20 protein-coding genes are annotated in these 18,456 nt (G+C 46.8%); 10 read left to right on the forward strand and 10 right to left on the reverse strand.

Annotated features, from left to right (window positions below; translation table 11 throughout):
* Positions 1-96 precede the first annotated feature (96 nt).
* A complete protein-coding gene (locus tag AB3R30_RS18580; protein WP_458650704.1) occupies positions 97-468 on the forward strand; it encodes a TSUP family transporter in 372 nt (123 codons plus the stop codon).
* On the opposite strand, the gene def is transcribed toward AB3R30_RS18580, so the two are convergent.
* The gene (gene def, locus AB3R30_RS18585; protein WP_458650705.1) at positions 454-1,017 is read right to left on the reverse strand and encodes a peptide deformylase; all 564 of its coding nucleotides are present in this window, start codon (positions 1,015-1,017) and stop codon (positions 454-456) included. The two genes, AB3R30_RS18580 and def, sit on opposite strands and share 15 nt — an antisense overlap.
* A gap of 115 nt (positions 1,018-1,132) precedes the next feature.
* Positions 1,133-2,662, reverse strand: a complete 1,530-nt coding sequence (locus tag AB3R30_RS18590) for a dolichyl-phosphate-mannose--protein mannosyltransferase (protein ID WP_458650706.1) — start codon at positions 2,660-2,662, stop codon at positions 1,133-1,135.
* Between the two features lie 158 nt (positions 2,663-2,820).
* Here AB3R30_RS18590 and yqeK point away from each other — a divergent pair, with 158 nt between their 5' ends.
* The 6 genes from yqeK to AB3R30_RS18620 all read left to right on the forward strand — a co-directional run bounded on the left by yqeK (position 2,821) and on the right by AB3R30_RS18620 (position 6,777).
* Positions 2,821-3,552, forward strand: a complete 732-nt coding sequence (gene yqeK / locus AB3R30_RS18595) for a bis(5'-nucleosyl)-tetraphosphatase (symmetrical) YqeK (RefSeq protein WP_458650707.1) — start codon at positions 2,821-2,823, stop codon at positions 3,550-3,552.
* Between the two features lie 138 nt (positions 3,553-3,690).
* Positions 3,691-4,119, forward strand: coding sequence for a ribosome silencing factor (gene rsfS / locus AB3R30_RS18600; protein ID WP_458650708.1), 429 nt, complete (start codon positions 3,691-3,693; stop codon positions 4,117-4,119).
* Between the two features lie 98 nt (positions 4,120-4,217).
* Positions 4,218-4,538 (forward strand): hypothetical protein, encoded by a 321-nt coding sequence (locus AB3R30_RS18605; RefSeq protein ID WP_458650709.1) that lies wholly within the window; start codon positions 4,218-4,220, stop codon positions 4,536-4,538.
* A 77-nt stretch (positions 4,539-4,615) separates the two neighbouring features.
* Positions 4,616-5,257 (forward strand): phosphoribosylglycinamide formyltransferase, encoded by a 642-nt coding sequence (gene purN / locus AB3R30_RS18610; protein ID WP_458650710.1) that lies wholly within the window; start codon positions 4,616-4,618, stop codon positions 5,255-5,257.
* Positions 5,258-5,540: 283 nt separating this feature from the next.
* On the forward strand, positions 5,541-5,999 hold the full coding sequence (locus AB3R30_RS18615) for a hypothetical protein (protein ID WP_458650711.1): 459 nt from the start codon (positions 5,541-5,543) through the stop codon (positions 5,997-5,999).
* A 421-nt stretch (positions 6,000-6,420) separates the two neighbouring features.
* Positions 6,421-6,777: a hypothetical protein gene (locus AB3R30_RS18620; protein ID WP_458650712.1), complete on the forward strand. Its 357-nt coding sequence runs from the start codon at positions 6,421-6,423 to the stop codon at positions 6,775-6,777.
* Positions 6,778-7,077: 300 nt separating this feature from the next.
* On the opposite strand, the gene AB3R30_RS18625 is transcribed toward AB3R30_RS18620, so the two are convergent.
* From AB3R30_RS18625 to pds, 5 genes are all read right to left on the reverse strand, one after another.
* On the reverse strand, positions 7,078-7,425 hold the full coding sequence (locus AB3R30_RS18625; protein ID WP_458650713.1) for a resolvase: 348 nt from the start codon (positions 7,423-7,425) through the stop codon (positions 7,078-7,080).
* Positions 7,426-7,481: 56 nt separating this feature from the next.
* Complete coding sequence (locus tag AB3R30_RS18630; RefSeq protein WP_458650714.1) at positions 7,482-7,697, reverse strand: hypothetical protein; 216 nt, start codon at positions 7,695-7,697, stop codon at positions 7,482-7,484.
* A 34-nt stretch (positions 7,698-7,731) separates the two neighbouring features.
* A complete protein-coding gene (locus AB3R30_RS18635) occupies positions 7,732-8,538 on the reverse strand; it encodes a DUF1350 family protein (protein WP_458650715.1) in 807 nt (268 codons plus the stop codon).
* A gap of 107 nt (positions 8,539-8,645) precedes the next feature.
* Positions 8,646-9,578 (reverse strand): 15-cis-phytoene synthase CrtB, encoded by a 933-nt coding sequence (gene crtB / locus AB3R30_RS18640; RefSeq protein WP_458650716.1) that lies wholly within the window; start codon positions 9,576-9,578, stop codon positions 8,646-8,648.
* Positions 9,579-9,756: 178 nt separating this feature from the next.
* Complete coding sequence (gene pds, locus AB3R30_RS18645; protein WP_458650717.1) at positions 9,757-11,187, reverse strand: 15-cis-phytoene desaturase; 1,431 nt, start codon at positions 11,185-11,187, stop codon at positions 9,757-9,759.
* A gap of 473 nt (positions 11,188-11,660) precedes the next feature.
* Between pds and AB3R30_RS18650 the strand changes: the two genes are divergently transcribed.
* Together AB3R30_RS18650 and AB3R30_RS18655 are read left to right on the forward strand one after the other, a co-directional pair.
* Entirely contained in the window at positions 11,661-14,954 is a 3,294-nt protein-coding gene (locus tag AB3R30_RS18650; protein ID WP_458650718.1) for a glycoside hydrolase family 15 protein, read from the forward strand.
* Positions 14,955-15,264: 310 nt separating this feature from the next.
* Positions 15,265-15,918 (forward strand): PEP-CTERM sorting domain-containing protein, encoded by a 654-nt coding sequence (locus AB3R30_RS18655; RefSeq protein WP_458650719.1) that lies wholly within the window; start codon positions 15,265-15,267, stop codon positions 15,916-15,918.
* Positions 15,919-15,950: 32 nt separating this feature from the next.
* On the opposite strand, the gene patD is transcribed toward AB3R30_RS18655, so the two are convergent.
* The 3 genes from patD to AB3R30_RS18670 all read right to left on the reverse strand — a co-directional run bounded on the left by patD (position 15,951) and on the right by AB3R30_RS18670 (position 17,760).
* Complete coding sequence (gene patD / locus AB3R30_RS18660) at positions 15,951-16,307, reverse strand: heterocyst frequency control protein PatD (RefSeq protein WP_458650720.1); 357 nt, start codon at positions 16,305-16,307, stop codon at positions 15,951-15,953.
* A 175-nt stretch (positions 16,308-16,482) separates the two neighbouring features.
* A complete protein-coding gene (locus AB3R30_RS18665) occupies positions 16,483-16,932 on the reverse strand; it encodes a hypothetical protein (RefSeq protein WP_458650721.1) in 450 nt (149 codons plus the stop codon).
* A gap of 48 nt (positions 16,933-16,980) precedes the next feature.
* Positions 16,981-17,760 carry a PIN domain-containing protein gene (locus AB3R30_RS18670; RefSeq protein WP_458650722.1) on the reverse strand — a complete coding sequence of 260 codons (780 nt, stop codon included), beginning with the start codon at positions 17,758-17,760 and terminating at the stop codon, positions 16,981-16,983.
* 223 nt (positions 17,761-17,983) lie between these two features.
* Here AB3R30_RS18670 and AB3R30_RS18675 point away from each other — a divergent pair, with 223 nt between their 5' ends.
* Positions 17,984-18,301 carry a hypothetical protein gene (locus tag AB3R30_RS18675; RefSeq protein ID WP_458650723.1) on the forward strand — a complete coding sequence of 106 codons (318 nt, stop codon included), beginning with the start codon at positions 17,984-17,986 and terminating at the stop codon, positions 18,299-18,301.
* Positions 18,302-18,456 lie beyond the last annotated feature (155 nt).

Genomic DNA, 18,456 nt, shown 5'->3' on the forward strand with positions numbered 1-18,456 from the left:
GGGGGTAATTCAGATGGATGATAAGTTGGCACTTTCACCCTACCTGTTTTGCCCCTTCCTTATCCCGAACTCAGGTTGAATAGTGGGAGAGAATCGGTGTCTAACGTGATTGTTCAGCTTTTGCTCATTGGTCTGGTTGCTGGAATTGCCGGCGGCATGTTTGGGATTGGCGGCGGCGCGATTATGGTGCCGGCGATGGTGTTGCTGTTGGGCATGGATCAAAAGTTTGCAACGGGTACTTCTGTGGCTGCCCAAATTTTGCCGATTGGATTATTTGCTGCGATCGTCTATCAGCGCAATGGCAATTTGAACCCGTGGCACGCGTTGTATATTGCGATCGGGCTATTGATCGGCAATTTATTTGGGGCATTGTTTGCCAATCAGCCCTACGTCAGCAGCGAACTGATGAAAAAGCTATATGGCGTGTTTTTGTTTGTCATTGGCGGACGCTATCTATTTTTTAGATGAGTCATCTCCCATAATTTGGGTCTGATATTCTCGTTCGCTCATCAGGTCTTGGGTTGTTTCAACGCGATCGAGGAAAATAATGCCATCCAAATGATCAAGTTCGTGTTGAAAAATCCGGGCGACAAAATCGGTGAGGGTTTGCTGATAGAGCTTGTCATCTTGCCCGGTATATTCCACCTGAACAGTGGTGTAGCGAGGCACCAAGCCCCGAATTCCTGGCACGCTGAGGCATCCTTCCCAACCCTTTTCGGTTTCGGGTGAATGGGCAATAATGCGAGGGTTGATCATTGCTGTGGGCGACATCTCCGGAGCATTGGGATAGCGAGGATTGGGTCGAGATGCCACGATGAATAGTCGCACTGACTCGTCTACTTGGGGTGCGGCGATACCCACTCCATTAGAGTGTTCTACGGTCACCAACAACTGATCAATCAACCGTTGAATCTTTGGGCTTGGCGGGGACGCGATCGCACCGGGAATCACTGCTGCAATCTGACGCAATCTTGGATTCCCCAATTCAATCACTGCCAACGGTTCACTATTTTTCATCACTTGACTTCTCTTCATTACTTAGCTTCTCAGGGTTCATTTTCTATTTTCCCATCGCTGATTTTCATTCGCTATTCGCCATTCGCCACTCTCCATTCGCCATTCGCCATTCTTTTCAAACCCACGATCGCAGCCACATCCGCAAGGTGAACCCGCTAGGGGATAAGGGTAAGCCGAGATAAACGGGCAGCCAGAATAGGAAAGAGAGAGTGACGATCGCAAGGGTGGCAATCCCCAGTTGGCGGAGGTGAGCCTGACGACTGCCCAGCCAGCGATCGACGAGCCATGCCAACGCCATCGAAGCAAACACCGACGCGCCCATGTAGTGATAGATAAACAGACAGCGTGTCACCCGCAGCCAAGGCAGCAGATTCGCTAAATAACAGACAGCAAGGAAGACAAGCAGCGATCGCTCGGTTGAACTCAGCGCGATCGGCAATAGTGATGGTACTGGGTTTGACCGCCGATTGAACCGATGCTTGATCTGAGTCGTGATCTGCTGCACGAACAACCAGCCGACGATCGCCAGCACAATCGCGATCGCCCCTGTGGAAAACCACCACAGAAAAGGATTGCCCATCGCATGGACATCATAAATCACCTTTTCGGCATTGCTAGGCGGCAAAGCAACTTCTGATGGCAATGGATCACCCTTACCCGTAATTTTGTAAAAGTAAGCCACGGGTCGCCACATCACGAGCCAACTAAACCAAGTGGAGCAGTAGGGATGCACGGTCGATCCACTGCCTACCCGCTCGTGATACCGCAAAATTTCACCTTGGATATTCCACAAATCAGTCCAAAACCCCAGCTTGGCATTGAGTTGTAGATGGGGAATCCAAATCAAAATATAGGTCAGAGCGGGAATCGCAATCAGGGCAACGAAATAGATCACCAGTTGCCATCCACGTAATCGCGCTAATTTTTCGAGCAGATCAGGTTTGGTAGAAGGGGTGAGCGGCGTGAAAGTAGGCGATCGCGGAAAGAATCGCCAGATCACCTGAGCCACCAGCAACACGCCATAGGCAGCTAGCAAAAACCAGAGTCCGTTCCATTTGACCGAGGCAGAAGCGCCAAAGCAAATCCCTGACAGCAGCAGCCAACCGCCCCGCTTTAAGGGATGTCTAGGCTCTACACTCACCAGCAAACACCACAACCCTAATAGCCCAAAAATAACCAGATAGACGTTATTCAGGGCATAGCGCGATTCCACCAAAAACAACCCATCGAGTGCCGCAAAAAAACCAGCGATCGCGGCATAGCGACGGCAGCGAGTGATCTGATAGGCAAGCCCAACAATCACCAGCGGAATCAACGAACCCGTCACCGCATTCAGCCAGCGATAAGTCCACGGGGCAACCAAATCGCCGACCAAGCCATTCACCTCCGATTGTCCAAAAGGGAGCCGACTGCCAACCCACATGCCAGCCGCAATCAAATATTTGCTTAGAGGCGGATGTCCATCAAAAAATGGAGTCCAACTCAAGTAGTTATAGGCAAACTTGGCAAAATAAACCTCATCAAAAACCAATGTATTGAAGCGATGAATGCCCCAAAAACGTAACCCTAAAGACAGCAACAGTAAACCAATCAGATACGGTCTAAACCAGGAAAAAGCCTGGTTCGTCGCTTTAAACAGTGCCATACCTTACGAGCGTAACTTTTTTGTCAACTGTCTCATACTCTTGGAAGATATGCTTAGGTTAGAATGGCAATATCTCGATTTTTAGTTCTAAAATAAATCTTTCATAGCACACGAGCAATTCCAATCATGGTGGTAAAAGTTAGGAGCACTTCGAGTTGATGGGTCATCCTTCGCATTCAGTAGATTGCGGTTTTTTGAATGATGCTCTGCATCTCCCACTCATCTGCGAATCTGATTTGTCTGCTCAAACCTTAGCCGCCGAAAAAAAAATCCTCAAGCCGTTGGATCGCCAGCAAGTTCTAAATTGGCTAGGCGCGAATGTACCGGAAAAGCGGCTGAATCACATTCTTCGAGTTGAAGAAACTGCCATTAAATTAGCTCAACATTACGATTTAGATTGGGAACGGGCGGCTCAGGCTGGATTGCTGCATGACCTGGCAAAGTATTTTAAGCCCAAACGGTTATTGGAATTGGCAAAAGCAGATGGACTAGAACTTGACCCGATGGATGAGATCAATCCTCATTTGCTTCATGCTGATGTGGGGGCGATCGTGGCGAGGGATGAATTTGGGGTATGTGATATAGAAGTGTTAGCAGCGATTCGCAACCATACGCTGGGTCGTGCTGGAATGAGTTTGCTCAGTTGTGTTGTCTTTTTGGCAGACAGCATTGAACCAGGTCGGGGCGATACGATTGAATTAAATGAACTCCGCAAGCTTAGTCACAAAAATTTATATCATGCTGTTTTGCAGACCTGCGAAGACTCAATGCGATCGCTGTTTGCGAATCGGTCACTCGTTCATCCCCGCGTATTACAAACTCGCAATTGGGCGTTACAAATGGCGCAGCAATCGACTAAAAGCGATAAGCCTAAATTAAGTAGCGCTTAGGTTTGAATAGCGCTTGGTTAATCTACTCTTTTTGTCTGCTGTCCTGTAGTTTAACGATAAAAGTTAAATTTTTCTCGCTCAATCTTCTTGCTTACTGTCTTTAACTCCTACTACTCAACTTGATTAAGGAAACACTGAATGCAAAATCTCCCAAACTCTTCTCCAGCCTCCATTGCAACTTCTAGTATGGCGACTGCGCCAGTGGAAGACTCTAGTTTGCAATTGGCACTGAGCGCGCTTCATGCAGCCGAGGAGCGAAAAGGCGCAGATATTACTTTATTGAGGACGACGGCAGTTTCTTTATTAGCAGACTATTTTGTGATTATTACAGGCTTTTCTAGGGTGCAAGTTCGGGCGATCGCCTATTCCATTTCAGATGCGGTGGAAGAAGAGTTGCAGCGCTTGCCCAAACATATGGAAGGACAGGGAGACGCAAATTGGGTCTTGCTGGATTATGGCGATGTGATTGTCCATGTGATGATGCCTCAAGAGCGCGAATTTTACGATTTAGAAGCCTTTTGGGGACACGCAGAAAAAGTAGACTATGCAGAACTGCTGACTAATTAACTTAGATGTGAAAGAAAAAACGCAACAAGGTTAACGGCACGATTGAATCGGGTTACCGAACGCTTTGGGTGAACTAGAGCTAGAAAAGGACAGGTGCTATGAGTGAATCGAGCGATCGCTTGGATTTAATTGAATCGTTATTGCTACAAACGGCGCAGAGTCAGCGAACGGCTCAGCAGCAGATTGATCAGCAGCAGCAGCAGCTTAACCAACTGACCCAGGCGGTGAGCGCCAATACAGCGGCGATCGCGGATTTGTATGCCAGTGTTGAAGATTTGGTGCAGTTGGGGGTTGAAACCTATCAGTTAGTTGCTTTGAATAGTAACGATATTCGCTCGATGCAAACCGATATTCGAGGGATGCAGGTGGAGAGTCGCCGGATTTTGCGGGAGTTACGAGATCGCCGTCGAGATACCTAATCCATTAGCCAAAAAAGTTGACGATGCAAAACTGCTGGCATAATCAACGTGATCCTTATATCTTCCTTGAATAGTTCATGACTCCTGCCCCGAATGATACGTCAAGCCTGATTTCGCCGAATGATGAGTTCCCCTTTAATCCTAATGGTGCGCCGTTAAAGCTGGGTATGATGGCATCGGGTAGCGGCAGTAATTTTGAGGCGATCGCCCAAGCCATTGCCGATCGCCAACTCAATGCCAACATTCAGGTCTTGATTTACAACAATCCGGCTGCAAAAGCCGCAGCACGGGCAGCGCGCTGGCATATTCCCGCTGTGCTGCTGAATCACCGCGACTTTGCCAGCCGAGAAGCGTTGGATAGTGCGATCGTCCAAACCCTGCGCGACCACGATGTGGAGTGGGTAATCATGGCAGGCTGGATGCGAATTGTGACAGATGTTTTGATTGATGCCTTTCGCGATCGCGTCATCAACATTCATCCCAGTTTGCTACCCAGTTTCAAAGGCGCACATGCGATTGAACAAGCGTTTACGGCGGGCGTGAAAATTACCGGCTGCACGGTTCACTTAGTGCGATTAGAAGTAGATAGCGGACAGATTTTGATGCAAGCTGCCGTGCCGATTTTGCCCGATGATACGGTGGAAACCTTGCAAGCTCGGATTCAAGTACAAGAACATCGCATTTTCCCCCAGGCGATCGCGATCGCAGCCCAATTGTAGAACAACCTTAGCGCCAGCATCAGCCATTCTACGGGTGCGGCATTCGGTAGATGGTTCTAGGGCACTTGCGAGGAGTTTTTACCGAATACTACGCCCCTACCCAAACTCGAAATCGGACGACTGCGCGAGAGTCTAACAAGGACTTGTACAAAGCACAACATTTAGTCGAGAATTTATTTGCCAATCTGAAGCCATATCGGGCAGCAATTGCCCGATATGATAAGCGAATAAGAAACTTTCTGGGTGCCATTTATCTAGCTGCTGCTATTATTTGGCTTAATTGATGACACGCCCTAGAATATTTGAAATAGGGCGATCGCGCATATTTTTTCTAGATGATCCTGTTGAGTTAAAAGCGTTTGTCAAAAATATCATGAAGTACCTTTCTGTTTTACTTGGGTTTGGAGGCGCGATCACCATGGCGATCGCCGCTACTGCTCAAGAAACCTATCCAACAAAACTCTCTCAGGAACGCTCCATTAACTTTTTAACCCCGCAACCCATTTCCATCCAGTCACCAAGTTCTACTAACTCAGCCAAATCTTTAACTCAAACTACTAAGTTGAACGATGTGGCAAATTCAATTCAACCTAGAACTAGGAAGTCCCCGCTAACGGGAATTGGGCTACCTAGCGATTTAATTCGTACCCCCACTCAGCGTTCTAGGGACGAAGATCCACTAGGCTTTTTTCAGGTTTCTCCGCCGACTCCTAGTTTGGGCGTTAACTTGAGAGCAAACTAAACTACCAAATTAGTATTCTCAAAGATTTGAGAGTAGACGTAGCTGTCTAGCTTGCCTATAGCTACCCCTAAAAATTAAATTGTCAACGAACATGATCTGATTTTTCAACGATAGTTTTTGTTCGTATCTAGTTGCGTCTATTTTTGATAGCGATTTATCGACCAATAGGATGATTCATCGCCCTAGTTCGCAAAGAAGTTTTCAGCCTCTAGACGGATGAAGTGAATAGTCTATTTCAGGTAGAAAAGAGGATGTAAACAAAAAAGAAATAAATCACGCTCTTCTTATAGTTACTAGAAAAGTTAGTAACCATTTAAGAGAAAAGTTGAGGATAAGAAAGTTTTTTGACTAGCTTATTACTCCCTTTGCCCACGCTTGATTTGTTTGTAAAAATTTCCACATATATCCTTGGAGAACTATCATGAACTTTATCCGTACTCGTCTAGCTCAATCAATTCGCACTATATTAATTGCATTCACCTGTGCAATTTTAATCTTTTCAACTGCTTTTCCAGCCTTAGCAGGTGGCAAAACTGCTCCTACTAGTCCTACAAAAGGTGAAGCTCCCTTGAATGACATTATCGATAAATCGGAAGATGTACTCCAAAACGGTGTTCCCTCTTTAGAACAAGTTCAAAAGGAAGCAAATAAAGGGATTAATGAAGTTCAAGGCAGCGCTGATATGGACAAAATGAGCCGTCCTGATAATTCGCGCAAAGCAGTTTCAATTGAAGAGCGGATCAAGACGGGCTTAGAAAAAGCGGAAGGGAAAAATTGAATAATTGAAAAATGAATAGTTAATTTATCAATGACTTAACTTATTCAGGTTCCAAACTTTAGCTACAGATCGAAAGTATCTGTAGCTTTTTCATGTTTTCCGTTAATCAATTTAGTTTATGGCAACGGATGAATAGGTTAAGACAAAAATATCTTTGAGAAATAAGAAATAACGGATAATTGTTGTCTTGACCTTTCCTTGCACTGCTATACGAGCTAAAAACCTGATAATGGTTTAGTGGCAGGATATTAAAATAAATGCTCATTTAGAGTGCTTCAATTTCATTAAAAAGCATATTTTTTACGATCGCCCTTTCAAGCAGTGGTGAATTGCTTGCAACTCTACCAAAATTGCTTCTAATACTTCTTGGATCTGATTTTTGGGCATTTCCCGCACTTCAATGGTGACTTGTTTAATCCTCAGGACATCTTTTGCAAATCGGGCAACTTCATTTGGGTGAAACAGAAGCAAGTCGTTTTCATCCTTGCGAAACTCTGGATTCAGGCGCTTTGCATCATAAGACGGATTGGGATTCATTGCATCAGTATTGGCATAGCGATAAACAGAGGCTCTAGAACGATTTAGCGCTCTTTGCACCGCTTCAATATCCATTAGCCCACTTTGCTTTGTTCCGACTTCAAAATCCATAGTTTGGCAAATATCAAAATTGGACTTGCCAATCCTAACACGAGATTCTTTAATGATTATTGAAAAATTCGCGCTTGGATGATGTCCACTGCTAGCAATACACCCATACTGCCCAGAAAGAGAAAGATAACCCCAAATAGAGGATTTACTTGTATCAGATAGGCTGAAATCCAGCATAGTCCAGCGGTTAGCAAAAACAGCATGAGTCCTAAAAAAATGGCTTGAAAGCATCCCACAGAACGATTTAACCTAGCCAGGTAAATGATCGACATTTAACAGCATAGGGCTTGAATGCGATCGCGCTGACTATCGAGTTTCAAAGGGATTTAGCCAGCGTAGAATGGTGCGCTCCAACTGGTGCAGTTCTCGATAGACTTCTTGGCGCATCCATTGGGCGATCGCGTCCCATGGCGCAAAACTATCTCCTGCTTGCCAATTTACATCTGGACCTAGCGGCGTTAAATGGTTTCCTGGAAGCTTTTGCAGCGTCACCATCTCTGGAAATCGCAGTTGCAGGATCTCTGTTAAACCTCTGGTTTGGTCGATCGTGTCATTGCTAAATTTCACCAATAAATTGCGGGGCACTTGATAGCGCTGGGCAATAATTTGATTGGTTTCCACAGGTGACGGGGTGAATTCAAGCGCAACATTCGGCGAAAAATCTGAGAAGGCGGAGGTGAATTGAGCCAGAACTGAAGTCACTTGCTGCACAAGGGGTACGGCATCTCTTGCGGCGTAGTTATTGAAGGAAATCAGAATATTTCCTGCCCGTTCCACTTTATAGAGACTGCCGATCAGAAGGTGTAACTTGCAACCCATACTGTGACCCATGCCATAAATCGGCAGATAGCGGCTGCGAAAACGGGTTTCACTCAGGGCTTCCATGGCTCGGTTAAAGTTGCGATCGATAGTTTGAGCGATCGCTGCATGATCAAAGGTGTTGATAAATGGAGTGGCAATCACAGCGTAACCCTCCACTGCCAATCGTTCTAATAATCGTCGATAGGTGATTTGGGGAGCCGTTGCCACAAATGCGCCCCCCAGAAAATGAATAATTGCAGTGGGGCGATCGGGAACCAAAACCCAGTTGCCATAAAGTTCTTGCCAGTCCATTATTTAAAATTTTAAAAAATAGAGCGTTAGAAAATAGAAAGCAGGAAGCAAGTATCCCATGCCTCATTTTGACGGATCGCCTGCTGAAACCTAAAACCGAAGCTTAATTATAAAACAGAGGCTCTTAATCGGGCGATCGGGAGGTATAGCAGCTTTTTGTAAGCCGGAACATACGCCCGTTTACGAAACACATCGTAGTCATTCTGCTCAATCATGTTCAAAATGCCGCTGTAGAGCATCAGTGCCGCCCACACCGGAAAGCGGGCATCGGGGCTAAGGGATTGAATGCCTGATTCTGCTGATGTATAAACCTTCCGTGCTCGCTGAATTTGAAACCGCATCAGTTCTCGCCACCGTTCATCGACAACCTGATTCATCAGATCGGCTTCGGTGTATTTGAATAGGGCAAGGTCTTCTAATGGTAGATAAATTCGTCCACGACGGGCATCTTCACCCACATCTCGCAAAATGTTGACGAGTTGATTGGCAATTCCTAGGGCGATCGCTTGTTCAGTAGGGTCAACCGTGTCTTTTTGATATAAATCCCAGGGTGCCGTGCGAAGTGAGTCATCAACCCCCATCACCGGAGTCGTCATCAAGCCAACCGTTCCTGCAACCCGATAACAGTAAAGATTTAGTTCCTCAAAGGTTTCATAGCGAGAGCGATAGAGATCCATGCGCTGCCCTGCGATCATGTCGCGAAAGGGCTGGATATCCAGTGGAAATCGACTCAGAGCATCAATCAGTGCTACATCTAAATCATCAATGGGATGACCCGCAAAAATAGATTCTAGCTCTAGCTCCCAGTGATCCAAGGTTTCATCAGTGGTAAAACTAGCACGAGGACCATCCACCAATTCATCAGTCCGACGGCACCACACATAAATCGCCCAAATTGCCCGACGTTTTTCTTCCGGCATCAACATCGTGCCCAAATAAAACGTTTTGGAATACTTCGCTGTAATTTGGCGACACATTTCATAGGAATCCTCAACGGATGCCAGCGATTTGACGCAAGAGTAGTCAGGCAGTTTCAGCATGTCCCTAGGAACGCTTGACGAACATTGCAGGTTAGGGCGGTTCAAGGATACAGTTACCCCTAATGGAAGTGAGCATTGATTATCCTTATCAGCCAGTTATATACGCTTGATGTAAGTTTTCATCAAGCGTTTTGAAAAAGCTGAAGGATTTACTGAGTCTACGAGCATTTCTTGAAAACTAAACGTTGACAAGGGGCTTTTCAGCCGCATTGCTGCCGGTAGAACTATCAGTTGCCTGCAAACCGCCTGCGATCGCCTGCGCTGACAGCTTACCAGAAAGTACGGCACCTTCCATACTGCCTAGATAGCGTTGGAGGGTATAACTCCCTGCTAAATAGAAATTGGCAATGGGGGTGACTTGGGTCGGTCGATAGGCTTGCCGCCCAGGAATTGCCGTGTAGACCGAGCGAGGAGTTTTAACCACTTTTGATTTCAACAACTGGGCGGGATGGTCACCGATGAGATGATTGGGAAAAACTTTTTTTAACTCATCCATTGTTGCTGTAATGATTTCTTCATCTGATTTGTCAATCCAGTCTTTTGCTGGGGCAAGCACCAGTTCTAGCATGGAGCGATCGGGATTTTCGTATTCCCGGCAGGTATTGCTCATATCGGCGTAGACGCTGAGCAAGTCAGAACGGGAAAATAATAATTGATCGACATCGGTCAGTTTGCGATCGAACCAAAGATGCAAGTTAATCACTGGAACGCCTTCTAGCCCATTAAGCTTCTGGAAAAAGGGCATCTCCGCCCAAGGTTTTGGCATCAATGCTTTCATCACATCCACCGACGTCGCAGACAGATAAGCATCCGCTGTCAAATTTTCGTCGGGGGCACCATTTAGCCCTCGAATTACAAAGTGATTAACATTACCATCAGCATTCAAAGCAATTTCTTTGAGGGGTGCATTCAAGCGAACTTCACCGCCGCCTTGAGTAATGTAATCTACCATGGGCTGGCAGAGTCGCTCGGTGGGCGAACCGTCCAAAAAGGCAATTTTGGAGCCGTAGCGCTCTTGCAAAAAGCGATTGAGGGCAGTTAGCAAGATGGTTGACGACACTTCATCAGGGTTGATAAAGGTTAGTGCCTTACTAGCAGCTATAAAAATGTCGGTATTGACTCCTTCATCAATTCCTTGGAGTTTCAGCCACTCAGACATGGTGTATTTATCCATGTTTTCCACATACTGTTGACCCCGCACTACCGCTGGAATTAGCCCGATCGCAAACCGAATTTTTTGGTTCCAGGTCAATAAGTCGTTATTGCGAAGAATGGAAACAATAACGTTAAAAGGTGCAGGAATATCGGGAACATTAAAATAGGACAACACACCTGGTTTTTCGGGCTGGTTGAAAATAAGCTGGTGTTTTTTCCACTGCAAGCGATCGGCAATGCCCAACTCATCCAGCAGTTGCAGCATGTTGGGGTAAGCCCCAAAAAAAGCATGTAGCCCAGTTTCATACCAGTCTCCATCCTCGTCTTTCCACGCTGCCACTAAGCCGCCCAAAACGTCACGGCTCTCTAACACAATCGGCGTATGACCTGCATCTATCAAATATTTTGCACAGGTTAACCCTGCTAGTCCGCCTCCAGCGATCGCAACACGCATGTAGTCCCTTCACAGTCTCTCTAGGTTGACATGACCCTTATTATACGTTGCAAACTGTTACAGTTTGGGAATGAGGCAAGATTCCGGCACAAAATAATGACCTTTCTAAATTGAGGGCTTATGGAGCCGCAGTATTTCCCTCCAATCAAAAATCCTCAATGCCCCCGAAAGGTTACTGAGGATTAAGAACAGGGTACACTCAACTAGTCAATCAGGGTTTACACAACTACCGTGGAATTTGCTTTCGCTTTTGTCAATTGACCAAGCGAGGAGAAGCCTGAAATGAATTCATCTATCTCTAATGCTACGTATAACAGCATAAAGTGTTCCCTGTGAAAATACGGTGAATTTTGAGCTTATTCAATTAAAGATATTGGCAAGAATATAAAATCGCTGGGTGGTCAAACTGCCTACAGTTAAGCTTTTTAAGTTCAGCAATAATCAAGCGATCGCGATCATAATTAGGACTGTGAATGAGAACTTCTGATCTTCAGCTTCGGCTCAATCATTACTACGAGCAGATCAAAACAATCATTTTGACGCGCCAAAACCCAATTACTGGACTGCTTCCCGCCAGTACCGCAGTCAACGCCCATGGCGACTATACCGATGCTTGGGTGCGAGACAACGTGTATAGCATTCTCGCGGTATGGGGTTTGGCATTGGCATATCGGAAGGTGGATGACGATCGCGGACGCACCTTTGAGCTAGAACACAGCGTGATTAAACTAATGCGGGGGCTGCTGTTTGCCATGATGCGGCAAGCCCACAAAGTGGAAGCCTTCAAGGAAACTCAATCCTTGCTGGATGCGCTGCATGCCAAATATGATACGCAAACGGGCGATGTGGTGGTGGGCGATGATGCCTGGGGACATTTGCAGTTGGATGCCACCTCAGTATTTCTGCTGATGCTGGCGCAGATGACCGCATCGGGACTGTACATTATTTTCAACAATGATGAAGTCAATTTTATCCAAAATCTGGTTTATTACATTGGTAGAGCCTATCGCACTCCAGATTATGGAATTTGGGAGCGCGGTAACAAAATCAACCACGGCAACCCAGAATTAAATGCTAGCTCCGTGGGCATGGCAAAGGCAGCACTGGAGGCAATGAACGGGCTAAATTTGTATGGCGTGAAAGGCGGACAATCCTCGGTAATTCATGTGTTGCCCGATGAAATCGCCCGTGCCCGCATTACCCTAGAGTCGCTGCTGCCGAGAGAATCCAGTTCTAAGGAAGTGGATGCAGCCTCTTTGAGCATTATTGGGTTTCCGGCGTTTGCAGTAGACGATTTAGAGTTGTGCGATCGCACCCGCACCAAAATCATCCACAAACTGCAAGGGCGCTACGGCTGCAAACGTTTTTTGCGCGATGGTCACCAAACTGTTTTAGAAGATACGACTCGGCTGCATTATGAACCCTGGGAACTGAAGCAATTTGAACATATTGAGTGCGAATGGCCATTGTTCTTTACCTATTTGCTGTTGGATAGTGTTTTTCGGGGCGATCGCTTGCAAATCAGCGAGTATCAAGCCAAACTGCAAACCGTATTAGTAGAGCGCGATGGTGTAGGATTGCTGCCAGAACTCTATTTTGTGCCCAAAGAACAAGTAGAAGCCGAGCGCCAAACTCCCCAAAGCCAGCCCCGTCTACCCAATGAAAACATTCCCCTCGTCTGGGCGCAGAGCTTATATCTTTTGGGGCAACTGCTCAGTGAAGACTTGCTATCTGTGGGCGATATCGATCCCCTAGGTCGCCATCTGCATGTACGCCAACAGCGGAAACCGATTATACAAATTGCCCTCCTAGCCGAAGACGAAGCCCTCCAGTCTCGGCTTGCAGCTTACGGAATTGATACCCAAACACCCAAACAAATCGAGCCGATTCAGGTCAGACGCGCCACTGAACTGGCTGATGCTTACACCCAAATTGGACGCAATGATAAATTAGGGCTAACGGGTCGTCCGTGGCGACGGTTGCGCGGTTTGACCACCTCTCGCATCTTTCGAGTTTCCGGGGAAACCGTAGTTTTTCTGCCGTCGCTGCTTGACCAACAGCAGTTTTACCTCTCCCTCGATCCTCACTTTCTGGTCAGCCAAATTCGCTCTGAAATTGCCCACCTTCAGCGCCACTGGAATCAGTTGGGTCGCCCCATGATGACCTTGCTGCTGACCCACACCATGCTCAAGGTGGAAGATGAAAGCGACAAAGGATTGCCGATCTTAACGCTGATTAAGGAACTCCAAGAAGGGGTTTGCAATGGGATACAGGTGAAATTGGGACGTTTGAATCAGTTAATGTTGACTGCTTGCACCGAGCGGATTGACTTTTTACACTGTTTTTCTTTTGCCGAGGCTCCGGTACAAGACGCTGCCCCCGCAGAAGTTTATTTGTCCTTTAATTCAGACCGAAATTTTCCCCTCAGCATTACTCAAGAGTTTACGCTGGAGTCTGAAACCGATGTGGCACCGCTGCTAGCGAGCTTGCGTCAGTCTGATAACCTATATGAACAATATGAACTGTTGAGCAGCTTGGCGAGGCTACATGGGTTTGAGTTTGATACGGGCTTGGGGAAACCAAACCAGACGGTCAGCGTGGAAGATTTGCTGAATGAAGTTTATTTCAAAGCCGATCGCTTGAAACTATGGGCGATTTTGCGCGGGGTTGCAGGTCTATACGACAAGATGACCATTAACTTTGCGGATGTGGTGACGGATATTTTGGTGCGGCAAAAGCAGATTGCTGTGGGACGTGCCTACAGTGAAGATTCTTTGATTACGCGCCCCATGGCACCCCAAGAATTGATGGAAAAACTACGGGAGTTTTGTCGGGAAGATATTCGCGATCGCGTTTTAACCCAAGAAATCCTGGTCTATCTCAGCCTGTTGATTAAGGCGGAACCTGCCCTATTTGATGGGTTGCTCACCCTGCGAGTTGGCTTTTTGATTTTGCTGATTACCGCAGAACTGGCGCGAGAGCATCAGCTTACCCAAGATGAAGCGTACGATCGCTTGCTACAACTCAGCCCTCACGAAATTCAAACACGGCTCTATCAGGTGCTCAAGGGCTACGCCAGCATCAACCAATCCTTTTTTCAGCAAGAGGCGCTGCGAGTTTCTCAGCAACAAGATGAGATCGACTGGGAAGTGCAGTCCGAGCAATTGGGAACCCAGGCTGAAGTTCAGACGGCAGGAGACTATTGGCTACACAAACGCCAGCGAGAAGGATCGCTCAATCGGGTGCCTGCCGATTTTTATCCCAGCGTTTGGAACGTGTTAAAACACTGCAAAGGCTTGGTAATCGGTGACAAGCTGGAGCGGCGCAATCGGTTAGAAAGTGAGCCGTTAATGGCAGAGATGACTCCGGGAGAAAAGAACTTTGCCCTACGGGTGGAGCATTTGTTGAATAAGATTCAGGCTCCTGAATATCGCCAGGTGAATATTGAGACGCTGATGGAGTTGGCTGCCTTTGGCGATCGCAACCCCGACTTGTACATTGAAGAAACCATCGCCTTGGATGTGCTGATTGGTCACGCGGTGCGCTTGGCATGGCTCGATCACTATCCCGAACATGGTCAGCGCTATGACGAACATAAGGCGGCAGCGTGGCGACACTTCTACGAAAGTACTCCTTACGACTGCGCAGCCTACGTGGTTAAAGCGCTACGGTTCCTGATTACTTTGGCAGAGTTTGGCAAGGAGAAAAAGCCTGTTTTTGGTGGAGACTCTTTTGAAGACGAAGCGGAAGTGGTGGGTAGCAAATAACAGTGCGGGGTGCGGGGTGCGGGGTGCGGGGTGCGGGGTGCGGGGTGCGGGGTGCGGGGTAGTTTAAGAGTTACAGCCGTTTTGGCTTACGTTTTTATGAAATGGTGTTGGGGTCGATTTCCTGAGACTGTAAAAGGGCGATCGCGCAAAGAAATATAAAATTTTTTTCTGCATAACTGAAGCGATTTGCTCTGTTAGAGCTTCTATCAAGTGTTTCTACTTAGCCACTTGGACATCTTGCTCAAGTTATTTATGCAATAGTAGAAAAAGTTCAAGCCTACGCTAGCCCTTTAACTAAGGAATGAACCCCATGAGGCACCTTCACCTGTTCAACAGTATTCTGGCAAGCGCAACACTACTAACTGGACTGACACCTTCGGCTCCAGCATACGCCTTTTCAATCTCCGGCTTTGCAACCTCTGGCGCTCAAATGGGCGGCATTAAAGTGACCGCAAACTATCTAGACGGTGGCTCTCAAACTGCCACTTGGAACCCAACTGGAGCGCAAGCCGGAGGCGCATTTGGAGCAGGCTGGTCTCTAACCCAAGTAGGCGATACCTATGAATTTCCCTGGACTCTTTCTACTAATACTGGGTTTGCTCAAAAAATCACCTCGCTAATTATCAATGCTATTCCTGGAAATACTTTTTTTGACATTGTTCTAGCACCTGAGAAAACAGTAGGGTCAGGAAATGGCATTCCTTTTACTGTACTTTCTGGGCAAAGTCCCGATGCTTACGCCTATTCCACAGACATTTCGGGTGCAGGGAATGACCTGAAAGGAACCCTTTCCTTATCTTGGAATAGCGGATTTACTGGACAACTGAGTTTTCTAGCAGACACAGACAGCGGCAAAGTGGATGCTCCTATTCAAGCAGCAGTGCCTGAGCCAACTACGATCGCAGGAGTCGTGTTAGCAGTGACAGGCTTGACCCGTCTGCGCCGTCGTCTGCGCTTAAGCTGAAAGAAGATGAGTTTAGCGATCGCCTACAGTTATTAGTCATGATCTAACAAGCCATTGCAATATCTCAGTAAAAGGGCAAGGCGATCGCGCATCTGGTTAAAGCGTTGTTCCTTGGTTTTTGATTGCTTTGCTGCCAGCAAAAACATTCCATCCATGCTCAATAAGCGCAGTTGTTTATCAATTTCCACATTAAACGACTGCACTTGATGCGCCACGGCTGGATCTAATTCATCTACATCCAGCGCCCAGATGTGTGCTTGAAAAAAAGCTTGCAAAGCTGCTATATCGGTTTTCAGGCTGGCAGCACTAATATTTTTAGCGATCGCTCGATTCAACCCAACTACTTCCTGCTCAAAGGCTTGATAAATTTGAAAATATTTGGGTGGCATGGGTATCTGCTGCTAAAAATCGCCACAATTTCTAAACGGAAAATCGGTGTTGCTGAAAGCAAGTATGATTTTTGACTGTAGGGATAGGTCTTGTGGCTACCCTGCCGGAGATCGAGGGCAACCACAAGGGATTGCCCCTAGAAATTTCATCCCCAGATTCAGCAATGCCGAAAAATCATGTCGTAGGTTCCATCCGATAAACTTTACCTGTTGCATTGGTGCGATAGACCCAGCGCTGGGTGCCGTTGGAAAATACGACTTGCCAACCCGGAACCATCGCTTGAGAACACATTTCATCCGCTTTAGCCAAACCCAAGCAGCCATCTGACCAGGTTTTTGGAGTCGATTGCACCAGTTGCAGTTTATCTGCTGGAATGCCTGTTTTCTGACTTAAATCTTGCCGTATTGTATCGGCTATAGTTGATGGCAGTTTTGCGATCGCTTCTGGGATGGGTTTTACAGGTGCTTTGATAGGAGTTGGGCTAGCGGATGGTATAACAGGTGGCACACTCGCAGACGGCACACTATCCGCGATCGCGCTCATCCTTCCTCGCAACCCTAACGCTACACCGCCCAAAAGCAGCAGAATCAAAATGCCCTGAAACACCAGCGTCGAACGTTTCATCTTCATTCCTTTTCCCTTCCTTTCTCACACTGCATTATCGCCTGACTCCTATTTCCCTACGATTGGGATCTGCTGCCAGATTTGGTTAAAACTAATCGGGTTAATGAACCACCAAGAGATCGCGCTCAACGTGACGATGATGAGTAAGTTCACACTATTTGCGACCAGTCGTGACCAGTGTACAGGGCGACGAGCGGAAGCCTTACGGATAGAACGGGAAAGTACGGGTGTGGGAGCCGTAGCCACGCGACCTATAGGTTGAGAAATATAGGGTTTGGAGCTAACAGTTTGGCGGCTGGTTGCAATGTTAGCGGCACCTTCAGGCGATCGCGTTAGTTGCAGATAATGGGCAACAGCCGCAGGACGGCGCTGAGTCCGACTCCACTGCATTAATGCAGCTAACGGTATTCCACACAAGTTTTTTGTGTTTAATCCTTGAATTTTTTGTAGCATCAACTGATCATTGGCAACCACAATCACTAAACTATCGCGTCTGCGTCGTGCTACTCCATAGGCGCACTTCAACACCTCTAAAGATAATCGTGCCCGTTGACTGAGGGTATGCCCATCGGCAGGCTTGAGTAACGGATGTTCTGCGATCGCCAAACTCGTTTTCCAGCCGCTTGTGGGATAAAATCGGGTAAACTCACGGGCGGTCGCTTCAATGGCAGGTTCTGGAGCGCGATCGCACAGTGCATTCATTGCCTCAAGCACTCCCTCGCTCACTAAACACTCTCCCAATTGAGAAAACTGCTGCCACTCGCGAGTCTTACCTGCTAGCAGAGCAGTCGTATCAAACACAATTACAAAAGATGGTAAAAGAGACATAGACCTAATGAATCAACGTGCATGAGTTTGATAAATTGAACGAAGCAGAATGCAGTGTCTCTACTTTCGGTGAGGTTCTTAAATCTAAAAATGGACGCAAGACGTAAAGCTATGTTGCGAACATTTCAAAATGATTTAAAAATTGCCGCTTCTGCCATTACCGTCTTAACGTAGGGTTAATAGATTTTCAGCCCGTTATACTATCAAAAATTTAAAGGCAGTTATGAATAACCTATCAAAGTACCGGATGAACTGCACTCTCTCTTTTGGTGATATTTATGGTCAGATTATTGTTTGGCTGATGGTCATTTTCTTGAGCTTATCTGCTGCCATGGCATTAATGGGAGCGAGTAAACCCATTTTTGCGATCGCAATTGTTGGGCTAATCTTGGTGCTGACGGTTCCCTTTCTCCTCTTTGCCTTCGTCACAACTTTGTTAAATCATATTGAGTTAACTGCGGTTGATCTAGCTGCGGAAAAAAACACCACCACAACCCCGATCGCCACCCCCAGCCAACGAGCGGCTCAAGTCACTGGATAATATTCAGAGACAGAACGAGATCGCAGAAACTATCCAAAGTTCCCTTCATTATTTGCAGGGAACTTTGTTATTTTCACCCTAACTCTGCCCAATTCCAAACTCCTAGCCCCACTATTCAGTTTGAAATTGAGATGCAACAGATGATTTTCTAAAAA

Source organism: Sivoneniella epilithica UHCC 1019 (assembly GCF_040830845.1).
Classification (GTDB): Bacteria; Cyanobacteriota; Cyanobacteriia; order Leptolyngbyales; family Leptolyngbyaceae; genus ULC077BIN1.

What these genes read in the sequence shown, in the direction of transcription:
- AB3R30_RS18655 (WP_458650719.1), top strand. Translation starts at nt 15,265, where the DNA reads ATGAGGCACCTTCACCTGTTCAACAGTATTCTGGCAAGCGCAACACTA.
- crtB (WP_458650716.1), bottom strand. Translation starts at nt 9,578, where the DNA reads ATGCTGAAACTGCCTGACTACTCTTGCGTCAAATCGCTGGCATCCGTT.
- def (WP_458650705.1), bottom strand. Translation starts at nt 1,017, where the DNA reads ATGAAAAATAGTGAACCGTTGGCAGTGATTGAATTGGGGAATCCAAGA.
- AB3R30_RS18670 (WP_458650722.1), bottom strand. Translation starts at nt 17,760, where the DNA reads ATGTCTCTTTTACCATCTTTTGTAATTGTGTTTGATACGACTGCTCTG.
- purN (WP_458650710.1), top strand. Translation starts at nt 4,616, where the DNA reads ATGACTCCTGCCCCGAATGATACGTCAAGCCTGATTTCGCCGAATGAT.
- AB3R30_RS18675 (WP_458650723.1), top strand. Translation starts at nt 17,984, where the DNA reads ATGAATAACCTATCAAAGTACCGGATGAACTGCACTCTCTCTTTTGGT.
- AB3R30_RS18625 (WP_458650713.1), bottom strand. Translation starts at nt 7,425, where the DNA reads ATGGATTTTGAAGTCGGAACAAAGCAAAGTGGGCTAATGGATATTGAA.
- pds (WP_458650717.1), bottom strand. Translation starts at nt 11,187, where the DNA reads ATGCGTGTTGCGATCGCTGGAGGCGGACTAGCAGGGTTAACCTGTGCA.
- AB3R30_RS18630 (WP_458650714.1), bottom strand. Translation starts at nt 7,697, where the DNA reads ATGTCGATCATTTACCTGGCTAGGTTAAATCGTTCTGTGGGATGCTTT.
- AB3R30_RS18615 (WP_458650711.1), top strand. Translation starts at nt 5,541, where the DNA reads ATGACACGCCCTAGAATATTTGAAATAGGGCGATCGCGCATATTTTTT.
- patD (WP_458650720.1), bottom strand. Translation starts at nt 16,307, where the DNA reads ATGCCACCCAAATATTTTCAAATTTATCAAGCCTTTGAGCAGGAAGTA.
- AB3R30_RS18635 (WP_458650715.1), bottom strand. Translation starts at nt 8,538, where the DNA reads ATGGACTGGCAAGAACTTTATGGCAACTGGGTTTTGGTTCCCGATCGC.
- AB3R30_RS18620 (WP_458650712.1), top strand. Translation starts at nt 6,421, where the DNA reads ATGAACTTTATCCGTACTCGTCTAGCTCAATCAATTCGCACTATATTA.
- rsfS (WP_458650708.1), top strand. Translation starts at nt 3,691, where the DNA reads ATGCAAAATCTCCCAAACTCTTCTCCAGCCTCCATTGCAACTTCTAGT.
- AB3R30_RS18590 (WP_458650706.1), bottom strand. Translation starts at nt 2,662, where the DNA reads ATGGCACTGTTTAAAGCGACGAACCAGGCTTTTTCCTGGTTTAGACCG.
- yqeK (WP_458650707.1), top strand. Translation starts at nt 2,821, where the DNA reads ATGGGTCATCCTTCGCATTCAGTAGATTGCGGTTTTTTGAATGATGCT.
- AB3R30_RS18665 (WP_458650721.1), bottom strand. Translation starts at nt 16,932, where the DNA reads ATGAAACGTTCGACGCTGGTGTTTCAGGGCATTTTGATTCTGCTGCTT.
- AB3R30_RS18650 (WP_458650718.1), top strand. Translation starts at nt 11,661, where the DNA reads ATGAGAACTTCTGATCTTCAGCTTCGGCTCAATCATTACTACGAGCAG.
- AB3R30_RS18605 (WP_458650709.1), top strand. Translation starts at nt 4,218, where the DNA reads ATGAGTGAATCGAGCGATCGCTTGGATTTAATTGAATCGTTATTGCTA.